Source organism: Anaeromusa sp. (assembly GCF_028691475.1).
In the GTDB taxonomy this organism is placed as follows: Bacteria; Bacillota; Negativicutes; order Anaeromusales; family Anaeromusaceae; genus Anaeromusa.
The window spans coordinates 1-11,112 of record NZ_JAQUZF010000091.1; the positions used below are offsets into that span (position 1 = coordinate 1).

At 45.0% G+C, this 11,112-nt stretch carries 10 protein-coding genes; all 10 read right to left on the minus strand.

Annotation, left to right across the window (positions count from 1 at the left end):
* Positions 1 to 114: 114 nt before the first annotated feature.
* Positions 115 to 1,518, minus strand: coding sequence for a sugar transferase (locus PHF27_RS11035; protein WP_300069847.1), 1,404 nt, complete (start codon positions 1,516 to 1,518; stop codon positions 115 to 117).
* Positions 1,496 to 2,743, minus strand: a complete 1,248-nt coding sequence (locus PHF27_RS11040; RefSeq protein ID WP_300069850.1) for a glycosyltransferase — start codon at positions 2,741 to 2,743, stop codon at positions 1,496 to 1,498. The genes PHF27_RS11035 and PHF27_RS11040 overlap by 23 nt, the downstream gene beginning before the upstream one ends.
* The gene (locus PHF27_RS11045) at positions 2,740 to 3,873 is read right to left on the minus strand and encodes a glycosyltransferase family 4 protein (RefSeq protein WP_300069852.1); all 1,134 of its coding nucleotides are present in this window, start codon (positions 3,871 to 3,873) and stop codon (positions 2,740 to 2,742) included. Before PHF27_RS11045 ends, PHF27_RS11040 begins: the two co-directional genes overlap by 4 nt.
* A 38-nt stretch (positions 3,874 to 3,911) precedes the next feature.
* The gene (locus PHF27_RS11050) at positions 3,912 to 5,072 is read right to left on the minus strand and encodes a glycosyltransferase family 4 protein (protein ID WP_300069855.1); all 1,161 of its coding nucleotides are present in this window, start codon (positions 5,070 to 5,072) and stop codon (positions 3,912 to 3,914) included.
* 41 nt (positions 5,073 to 5,113) lie between these two features.
* Positions 5,114 to 6,343 carry an O-antigen ligase family protein gene (locus tag PHF27_RS11055; protein ID WP_300069858.1) on the minus strand — a complete coding sequence of 410 codons (1,230 nt, stop codon included), beginning with the start codon at positions 6,341 to 6,343 and terminating at the stop codon, positions 5,114 to 5,116.
* On the minus strand, positions 6,340 to 7,755 hold the full coding sequence (locus PHF27_RS11060) for a flippase (RefSeq protein ID WP_300069861.1): 1,416 nt from the start codon (positions 7,753 to 7,755) through the stop codon (positions 6,340 to 6,342). Before PHF27_RS11060 ends, PHF27_RS11055 begins: the two co-directional genes overlap by 4 nt.
* Positions 7,756 to 7,819: 64 nt before the next feature.
* The gene (locus PHF27_RS11065) at positions 7,820 to 8,518 is read right to left on the minus strand and encodes a CpsD/CapB family tyrosine-protein kinase (RefSeq protein ID WP_300069864.1); all 699 of its coding nucleotides are present in this window, start codon (positions 8,516 to 8,518) and stop codon (positions 7,820 to 7,822) included.
* Positions 8,496 to 9,830 (minus strand): GNVR domain-containing protein, encoded by a 1,335-nt coding sequence (locus tag PHF27_RS11070; RefSeq protein WP_300069867.1) that lies wholly within the window; start codon positions 9,828 to 9,830, stop codon positions 8,496 to 8,498. Before PHF27_RS11070 ends, PHF27_RS11065 begins: the two co-directional genes overlap by 23 nt.
* 53 nt (positions 9,831 to 9,883) lie before the next feature.
* Complete coding sequence (locus tag PHF27_RS11075; RefSeq protein WP_300069869.1) at positions 9,884 to 10,540, minus strand: polysaccharide biosynthesis/export family protein; 657 nt, start codon at positions 10,538 to 10,540, stop codon at positions 9,884 to 9,886.
* Positions 10,541 to 10,896: 356 nt separating this feature from the next.
* On the minus strand, positions 10,897 to 11,112 hold a 216-nt coding region (locus tag PHF27_RS11080), incomplete at its 5' end, for a hypothetical protein (RefSeq protein WP_300069871.1).

An 11,112-nucleotide genomic window follows, 5' to 3' on the forward strand; every position in this document is an offset into this window, starting at 1 on the left:
GTTTTTTTTAAGTTTCTTTCCGCACGCAGCCGAACCTGTTGAACAACGCTAATCCGCCCCCATACACGCTTCTCATGATAGTCCATTTGCATATTCTCCTCTTTATCAATCATATTATGATATTCTCACAGGCTCGGCTTCCTTCTTATCGACCCCTTTAGAATGTTTAGGAGAAACCAAAACTTTTACCGTTTTCAACATAAGCATCACATCGGTGAGCACATGACATTGCTGTATATAAATCAAATCATACACCAGCTTACAATAAGGAGAAGTGCTGTAATTGCCGCAAACTTGGGCCATCCCGGTAATCCCAGGTTTTACGTTATGCCGGTGAATATACTCCGGCAATTCTTTTTTCAACATCTCCACAAAAAAAGCCCGCTCTGGTCGAGGCCCCACAATACTCATTTCGCCAACAAGAACATTCAGCAATTGCGGCAGCTCGTCAATGCGAGTCGCCCTCATAAAACGTCCCACCCTTGTAATGCGGGGATCGTCAACAGTAGCTAAAACAGGACCTGTTTGTTTTTCTGCGTCTTCGCACATAGTACGAAACTTATAAATATCAAATTCTTTTTCATTTTCACCAACACGTCGTTGGCTGAAAAACACAGGCCCCTGACTATCCATCTTTATGGCAACAGCCACAACGAGAAAAAGCGGCAGCATAATGAACAAAGCCGTACTCGCCACAAATACGTCCAGCAAACGTTTCATAATTTTTTGTTCTGTCGTCGGACGCAGATAACTAGGACGAAAAATAGGAATATCATCAATTTTATCTAAATCCACTTTGCTGCAATAGAGCTCGTAAAAATTCGGAATAATGAAAACTTGTTTTTTATTGACTTGGCACCAGTACAACATTTCCGATTTATGAGTAAGCTCCATATCTGCCGATAAAATTACCAAGTCAATATCATCAATAAAGCGTTTCCATTCGCCGTTTGTATAATCCGGCCAAACACATTTAACATGATCTTTAAGATACGAATTAGTGCGTAGCAACGCAATCAGATGATGATTCTCATCGGCGTTTCCCATAATCATAACCCTGCGAGTAACCAGTTGATCTTGTTCAAAACGCCACCATAGACCATTCCATACTGCCATGCCTGTGAATTGCAGCACTGTTGCGAGCAGTAAGATGCTGCGAGAGTAGGCAAATTCGCGCAAGAAAAAGCTTATAGCCATCATGACCACAAACATTTTCGCCATGGCAACAGCCAAATCAATAATCACTTCAAGATATTTCTTACGCCGCAAAGAAAGCAAGCCATCAAAAATCACCAGCATTCCCACAACACTGATCATGACCATCAGCATTCTCTGATATAGTTCAAGATCAAGAACCACTTCGCTATAGGCAATAACTAGATTCATTGCCAACCAGGCAGATACCGCCACAATAACCATATCACCTATAAATAATACCAATTTACTTAATCCCGGAAACTGCCTTCCCAAAAAGACACCTTCTTTCGCACCGCAATCATTTTTTTCGAAACTTTTCAAACAAGCGCAGCAACTCCTGCCCAATTGTCGCGATGTAAAATTGCTCTTTAACCAACGTTTTTGCTGCTGCAAGCCTTGCAGCGCCGCCAGAAGCATCACGCATAAGCAAAAGTAAAGCTTCAGCTAAGGCCTGTGAATCTTTTTCCTGCACCAGAATCGCTGTTCCCTCCCGGCAAAGCTCCGGTATGCCGCCTGTCTTAGTAGAAATAACAGGTATACCCGCAGCCATAGCTTCAATAAGCGCAACAGGAGTTCCTTCCATATCCCCCCTTTCCGTTACGATACTTGGCAAAACAACACAGTCATATTGGTCAGATACAAGGCGACTAAGCAATGCAGCATGAGACAGCTGCCCAAGAAGGCGAATACAATCTTCAAGCCCAGCCTCCTTGATCTGCCCTTGGATTTCTTTTTTCAGCACGCCATCTCCTGCAAGATCCAATTGAATCTCTTCGCCTTGGGCGCGCAAAATCCGAATCGCCTGTATTAAATAGTAATGCCCTTTTACTTCGACTAAATTCGCTGGCGTAAGAATACTGAATTTTCGTCCCCTCTCTTTTGTCACCGCCGTCCAGTCTGCAGCCTCCGCCATTTCCACACCCATGTGAAGCACACAAATTTTTTCCCCGCCCGCAGTTAGACGCTGAATTTCACTGGCGCCATTTTGATTAATGCACCTCACAAAAGAACATGCTTGCACTTTTTCTGCAATCAGATTATTCGCCGCTATGTCTCCCCTGTGAGCGGTAACACTCCATGGTACGTTTAGTATCGCCGCGGTAATAAAAGCCATTGTCGCACTGGCGTTAATCCAATGGACATGAATATGGTCGGGAACGCCAGTGCGGCGAAGATGCCCTGCTAACCACAGCGACTTAGGCGCCGCTGCTAGATTTTTCATAAAAACAGCCAGATTCCGACTTTTGCGAAGGGGCACAAGGCTTTTAACAACCGCCCAAGGGCTTCTAATTACCTCTTGCAGAGCCCCAAGCAAAATAGCCCCGTTCAACAGCGGCATTCTGACGGAATGCTTCAGCAAAAAATCACAATCTTGGTGTGTCACATTTTTTTCCGGCAAAAAGGGAATAACCTGCACTCTATGGCCGGAACGCATTATATACTTGAGTTCCGGAATAATAAACGCTTCATACGCTCCATAAGGCAAATTATGTGTAATATAACAAATGTGCATTGAATTCGCACTACTTTGAACCACTTCTATCATGACAATGCCTTTTTCTTTTGGGCAACTTTTTCAATCAGCTCTATATACGAATCAACCATAGCCTTCAAACTGTTGTGCTGTCGTACATATTCTGCGCCAGCATCCCCTAAGGCTCTTAGAAAATCAGGCTTATCCACAAGGCTCAGCATGATTTTCCAATAGGCGTCAATGTCATTTTTCTCCAAAATAAACGGAACCAACGCTTGGACATCCCTGTATAAATCCTTAGCATAGCCTACTCTTGTCGTAAGAATAGGCAGCCCGCAAGCCATCGCTTCCAACAAAGAATAGCTGCACCCTTCATAACGGGAAGGAAAGAAAAAAAGATCTGCCGCCGAATAAAATTCCGGAAGGTCTTGATAGCTTACGTTTTTTACGAAAGTGACATTGGCCGGCCACCCTCGAGGAGGTTCATCTGTACCAATTAAAAATCGAAAGCGAAGACGCTCTTGCCAAGCCCGCTCCGCCAAGGCGCGTATTTCTTCAAATCCTTTGCCTAATACGCCGAATCTGGCGGTAAAGCAAACCACAAACGCATCGTCGCTCATACCGTACTTTTCGCGACAGCGCTTTCGCTCCTGCGGGGCAAAATGTCCCACGTCAATGCCATTAGGAATAACGACAGGGTCAATCCCTTTATAATATCGCTTCAGTTCCTCCGCAACTGCGCTGGATACGGCCACCGACACCGCTCCTTGCGCTGTAAACTGCTCAACGCCCCCTTTCAAGTGGATTAAGCCAAGATAGCGATTTAACTTCATGCGCCAGGAAACAGCCGCTGCCATCTGGATATGGTAAAGGCCTCGCACACTTCCATGATGAATCACAATCCTTGGAATACCGGTCTTTTGCCGCAAGTTCCAGCCGGCTACACTGTTTTGGATAATTACATCTGTGTCGCTGCGATTGAAGGTAAGCTGCCTCCAAACCGCTGCGCCGAGCTGCATATTCCTGCGTTGATACATAAAATACCTGTCATACCAACGCTCTTGCCAATGTTCGAGCACGCTTCTGTCATATACATCTATTTTCAAGCCGCGCTTTCTTAATTCTTCCGAAATGGAAACGGTAAAGCGCTCGACTCCGCCAATAGCGCCTGACACTATATCCGATACAATCGCCACACGCATCTATTACATCCTCCCGCCTGCTCCTGCACAGCTCCTGTTTACTGTAAAAAAGAAGTGTAAATCTCTAGGTAGCGCTGGGCCATTTTTATTTGCGAATGATGCTGTTCACAATGCAGCCGCGCAGCCTTTCCCATATCTTGCAACATAGACGTATTACGACACAACTCCCCTAAACGGTCCGCCAATGCATAGCAATCGCCAGGCGCAACGAGAAACCCGGTCCGCCCTTCCTGCACATGATCCTCCAATGCTTGTGTTCGATAAGCGACAATAGGCAAACCGCTTGCCATGGCCTCAAGAACGGCATACGGCGAAGATTCTTCGGACTTGCCGGAAACCCCTCCTTGTTTGGAAGGAAATAAGAGAATATCGCCGCTGCGATAGAATGCCGGCATTTCTTCTTTCTGCAGTGCGCCCAAAAACACTACACTTTTCTCCAGCCCGTGCGCAACAACATAGGCTTTTGCCTCCTCCGCCTGCGCGCCTTTTCCTGCAACACGCAATTCGACAGCGGCTTTATGCTTTTGAATCAATAACCGTGTTGCTTCCAGGGCATCCATAATGCCTTTCGCTGGCTGTAGTACCCCGGCAAACAAGATGCAAATTTTTTCCCTCGTCACCTTGGGAGCGGCGCAAAAAAGGTTCGTGTCAAGTCCGTTTGGAATGACGGCAACAGGCTTACTGACAAACTGCTGCACATGCCGCACCGCCTGGCGCCCAACGCAAACAATGGCGTCAAACTCAGCATATCCTTTTCGCTCCAACGTCAACAGCCATTGATGGGTTTGATCGCCGACAGTGCACCAGCCACGGGATTCCGCCTCATACGTCAAATAGCCGTGCACTGTCAAGACTGCCTGACAACGTCTGAGACAGCGCAGCCATTTTACAATTTCCGCATGCTGCACGTTCTGAATGTTTAGCACATGCACCACGCCTTTGGTCTTCCATAACAATTCGATGAAAAAATACAAATCTTCGGCTATGCGCCGGTATTGGCGCGCTACGCATATATTGAATTTTGACAACAGCCATTCCGGAAAACGCACAAAAGGCCAGCGAAACCATTTCGGCGGATACTCGTTAATGAGGAAAACATGATGCCCCAATTTTTCAAGGCCTCTGGCCAACATAAATACATGAGTCGCCACACCGCCAATCTCTTTAAAAGAGGGAGCTGGAAGCAAAACAATATTCATACCTCACCTATCCCCGGTTTATTAAATTTCCCGCGCCCGTCTCAGCGAGCGCGGGAAACAAAGCCCAACAAGCCAAAAAAAATAGCGTTAAACGTATAAAAAGAAATAAAATGATCGGAACCAAATGCAGTTACAAGATAGCCAACAAGAAACGCAAAGTACGCTTCCAACAGCCAATTGCCTGCGTTCTTCTTTTTCGTTAAAAGCATGCGGCTCAAACAGAACAGAAAAATCAAAAAGGCAAAAAAGCCTATATAGCCGGCTAAGATGGCGGACTGCAAAAAGGCATTATGCGCTTGCTGCACGGCATTATTAGTGAAAAGATACATATTCTCAAAGCCGATTCCAAAAGGATACTCCGAAATAATACGCCACGCCGTAGTCCATACATGCTCGCGATCACTTAGAGCGTATTTCGTATCACCCGCAACCATCGCTGTAATGGTTTCGACGACGCGAGGAACCTTAAGCAAAACCAAGGCGCCGCCCACCGCTTCCCCTAAAAAAACAGCAACTGCTTTGCCATACTGTCGGTCCCGCAAAAGAAACACTACCATCACTAACAATGCAATAGCTAACGCCGCCATAGATTCCCGCGACTGCGTAAGCAGTAAAATAAACCCAGTGCCAAGTGTTGCTGCTAAATATGCCAATTTGCCGCTATAATGAGGTTCACGAAAAACGCCCATAATGCCAATACCGGAAAAAAAAGCAGCCAACGCACCTAGCTGATTGGGATCGCCCACTTGTCCGCCTAAGCGCAGCTGATCGGACTGAAACGTTTCTGTAAATAATTTCAATATATCGCCTGCCGAGCGCAGGATAACAATATTCCCCAGCACGCCAAGCACAAAGGTTGCCATAAGTAGCCAGACAATACTGTGTACTTTCTTTAACTCAAGAGACATGTCTGAACTACAGTAGAACAAAACCAAAGGAATACACCATAACAAGTAGTTAAACAAGCTTCTCCCTAAGGAGAAGGCAAATTCATTATGCAGCAAAAAAAATTGAACCGTCGCAATTAAAAATATGGCAGCTAAAAAAATATAGGCATACAAAAAATCATTTACTGCCGCAAGCCTAGGCTCGCCCGCTTTCTGAGCGCCTTGGATGAGATTTTTTACAAAAAAAGCCACCACAAGCAACAGGGTAAACAAATCCCCCGGTGACATGTTCAGCGTCCTTCCTAAAAGGGGAATCGCCGCAACCGGGTTAAAAGAGAACACGGTATACAAAATCAGCGTAACGACCAGCAATGTAGCTATCATTCCCCCGCAAAACCCTTCCTAAAGATTTTTGCACCAACAGGCCACGCTAACCCCAAATACAGCATCGCCCCTATGACGATTAGGAAAGCGACATGAAGATTGAAAACTTGTTGCAAAGCAACGATTCCCGCTCCCATCCCCAAGCAACTGCCCACTAAAACGAGAAGAGAATGCCCATCTAAGCAAAACCCCCGCTGCAAACCCTTAATTTTCCATGCAAAAAAAGCAAACACAAACACTTCCGTGATAATCATTGCCATCGCCGCGCCTGTAGACTTCCAAATCGGCGTTAACAGCAGATTCATCACCACATTCAGCACCGCCCCGCACAGCAGAATTTTCATATACTGTCGATCTTCGTTCACTGCGATAAGCCAATTAGCCAAGGTGATGCTGAGCGCCATAAACAAAACATAGTAAAGCAGCAAAACAAAAGCTGGCGCTGCATTTGCGTACATTTCGCCGAAAAACGTATCTATTATCGCCCCGCCCAAAAGCGTTCCTCCCGTCACAATCGGCAGCATCAAAAACAAGATAGCTTGAACATTATTCTGCAAAACATGCCCAGCAAGAGACGCATTCTCGCTGCGCAGGCGGATCATGACTGGCAGGACTGCTTGGCTATATATACCTATAATTCCAGAGAGCACAGAGACGATTTTATAAGCGACACTGTAATAACCAACTTCCAGATAGTTTGCAGTCATACCCAGGAAAATCATGTCAAAATTCTCATAAACTTGAGAAAGTGCGCTTGTAATGGCAAACGGCATTGCCAGCTGCAGTACTTCACGCCCCTTGGCCAAAGTAAAACGTAAACGCAGCCAATAGCTCTTATACAGAAAATAAAGAAGCAGAACACATGCTAAAACTCCGCCTGTAAACAACGACAGCGGAACATAAAATACATCTGCCGCTTCTTTAACAAATAAAAAAACAAGAATGCCTGTGCAACAATTACCCAGCAGATTGGCTACAGCCAGCAAGCGCAAATCTTCTAGCCCAATAACGGCCCAGTCCAAAAAACAAGCCGAACTCAATATAGTCAAGCCGTACAGCAGAAGCAAATAAAACAAATCGCCATCATCAATAAATAGGCCTGCGTACACAAACAGTAAAATATAAGCTGCAGCAGCCAGGCAGATGCGCAGGGAATAAATACAGCTGATCGTCTCCATTCTGTCTGTTTGCTTACGGGCAAGCTCCCTTGTCCCCACCGTGGGCAGGCCGAAGGCAGCCAGTAAATTAAAATAGCTTATGATCGCAAGGACCATGCTAATGCCGCCATACGCTTGCGGTCCCAGCACTCTTGCCAAATAGACAACAAGTATAAACGAAATAGCTTGGCTCAAAAGCTTCCCTAATAAACCGGCGCCAAAGTTTCGCCATACTTTTTCCGGCAAATTTATCATGCTAATCTAATCCCATTCTGCATCGTCTGCCCGCTTACCCTGTCTTTCTTGACAATAGCGGTTATTATTCAACCACATCATGCAATACAGTTCCAATAATATTGGCTTTAGCCCCCTGCAAAAGCTGCACTACTTTTTGAGCGACTTGCGGTTTTACGCAGCGGCTGTCAAGGACCAACACCACCCCGTCCACTTTGGAAGCCAGTACGCAGGCGTCAGAAACAATAGATTCCGATTTAATCAAAAGAGAAGAACTGGTAAGAAAAACATAATCTGCCTGACGGCGTAAATAGTGCAGCAAGGTGCGGACTTTAGAATTGGATAAAACAGGAACCGCCTCTAACGGCAACGGACCGCTAGTCACAATCTTTAAGTTCGGGATGGAAGAACCTTGCAAAATTTCTTCTTGCGTTACTTTGTCTTCAACAAAATTTGTCAAGCCAATATTCTTCAATTTGAAAAACTCATGCACAACCGGCGTACGCAGATCACAATCCACTAAAATAACCCGATTCCCAGCATATGCCAGCAACGCAGCAGCATTAACAGCAACTAACGCTCCTCCCGGACCGGCGTTGGCATTAGTAAATAAAACAGCCTGGGCTGACCCTTGCGCTTCCACGTCGCGTATAGCAGCACACAAAGCGCGAAAGGACTCGGCAACCGGAGATTGCTCCCTATCCTGAATCAAATAAAATTCGTGACTGCCTTGAGACTGACGTTTGCCTTTATGCAGCCATCTACTGAAGATCTTCATCATCATTTTCCCCCTTGTTTAGCTTTGGGGAGCGCGCTCCTACTCGCGGAATAACGCCGATCACCGGCACAGATAAATGGCGCCGTAAATCCTCAACCGTATCAATGGTTTTATAAAAGTATTCAAGAAAAAAGGTAGACAGCACGCCTGTGAAAAGTCCCAGAAAAAGAGCAATACATAAGTTAAAGACTTTTTTGGGTTTAACAGGCTCTTCCGGCAAGACTGCCATATCAATAATATTCAAACTGGATGCTTCCATAATTTCATTAATCCGGGCCTCTTCATACCGTTTTGCTAACGTAGAGTAGGTAGTTTCAGCTACAGCATGTTTTAGCGCCAACTGCGCAAGGCCGGACTCAATCTCCGGCATTTGCGCTGATTCCTGTTCATTGCGCGACGCAAGACTTTGGATGCTTGCTTTTTGCGCCTCGCCTCGCATTACTTCCCCGCTTGAAATGCGTTTGAGCTCTCCTTGCAGTTTCGTTCTATTTTCGGCAATAGCTGCTTTTAAGCTCATTACGCGAGGATGAGAGGCTGTCAATGTTTTCAGCAGCCCTGCCAATTCCACTTCCTGCTCAGCCAAACGGATGCGGTACGCATGAACCACCGGAGTATCGACAATGGCCGCCTGCGACCGTTGCTTTGCATAGGCTGCCGCCAAGGCTACCTGATTCTCATTATCCAGCTTCTTTAAGGCGCTCTGCTGTTCTACAAAAGCCCGGCTTTGCTCAGTAACAGCAACAATTTTGTTCTTTTTCTTATAGTCCACTAACGCTTTTTCCGCTTCATCCAACTCAAGCTTCTTTTCTGCCAAACGCTCCCCAATAAAAATCCGAGTTTCTTTATTCTCCGCCCTGGCAATATCCAGCGACTTTTCACCGGCAGCTGCCGCCAATGCATTCGCTAAGTCCTGTGCTTCCTGCGGCAAACCTGAAGAAACAAACATATTCAATATTTCCGTATCCTTCAAAGGGCGAACATTTATTCTGTCAACTACTTTGTCATAGTGAAGACTTGCTTGCTGTTCCTCGCTCAGCTTGCTAATGGCAAGTTCAACAACCGCTCTGCTTTTGATCAATTCAGCATATGTATACATTTTCTGGCGTACCAGCTCTTCCGACTGCCACGCTTCTTTGCCAACATTCTCCACGCTTTTTGTCGCCGGTTTAATGCGCATCGTAATCTTTGCTTCATATGTTGGCGGCATTAAATTCAGTATCGTAGCAAAAAGAATCGCCATACACGTGCAGAAATACACTCCATTTCTGTGCCTCTTCACAATCGACAATAACTCACGCAAGTCTAGCTGCCTTTCCATAAATGCCTCCTACATCCCTTGCCTTATATCGTTCCAATGGCTTAACAGTCCTTCTAGCCATTATTGTTGTTTGCTGTATGTTTTATATTGTAAAATATTTGTGTCAACGGCAATATATCTTTGGCAATGTCAATACGGTTATTTTCGGTAAAATAAATGATGTCTCCTTCACGTAAAAGTAAATTTTTATTCAGATCCCCTTTTTTCAACAATTCAAGCAAGTTCACGCAAAGGGGATTGCTTTTTTCACCTTTGCGAATAATAAACACTTTGGTTTTCGCCGCATCTTTGGTCCAGCCTTTCGCCGCGCTTACTGCGTCAATCAAGGTCCTGCTTTTATCCAGCTCATAAAGACCGGGTTGATTTACTTCTCCTAAAACATAAACGCGTTCTGTACTAAACTTCAAAAGATTGACTGTCACCTGCGGATTGACAAAATACTGCGCAAGCGCTTGCTGAATCTCTTGGGCCAAGGCAACAGGAGTCAAGCCTTCCGCTTGAATTTCGCCAGCAAGAGGATATAAAAATTTCCCATCAGAACGAATGGTAATAGCGTCCGGATTTCCCGCAGCAGGATAACTAAGTTCAGGATACCCAAACACATTAATGGTCACAACATCAAGCGGCTGCAGTATATACTCCGCCGCTGCAGCCTCAGCCCGCGATACGAGCAAGGCCAACACCAGTATGGCGAAAAAAAGTCGTTTCATACTGCTTAGCCTCCTTTCTAACACTACACTTTAAGAGACGTAAAACGTTTTACATTAACATCGTTAAAAAACCTTTTTTTCCGCATTAATCCGTCACTCATTGTAATGTCATGAGTAAAATTCAAACTATGTACGGCAATAATATTTTCATCCCAAAGCGGCTCTATTGTGTTGATACACTCTTCTTTGTATTCACTCTCACTTAACTCTAAAACATGATTGATCTTTACTCCATAGCCATAAATTTGTGCGCTATTTTGCGAAGGCCGATATAAATTTCCATTATGAATAAACAATTTACCTGCCGGTCTTGCTGATGCTACATCAGAAATAATCGGATTTTTCCTATGAGGAGTCTAGACTCCAGAAAATAAGTCCTCTGAATAAAACAGAAACAATTCATCTAATTGATGCGTCCAAACTCCATACTTTGCACAGCCAAGCGCACTCCCTCTTAGTTCTCCAAAACCTAACTTAAGTAAAACATCAAGTTCATATTTATATAGTTTACAATCCATTTTATACATAGCAGAATAGAAAATTCGCTCAAATAGATTATAAGTTGTTTTATC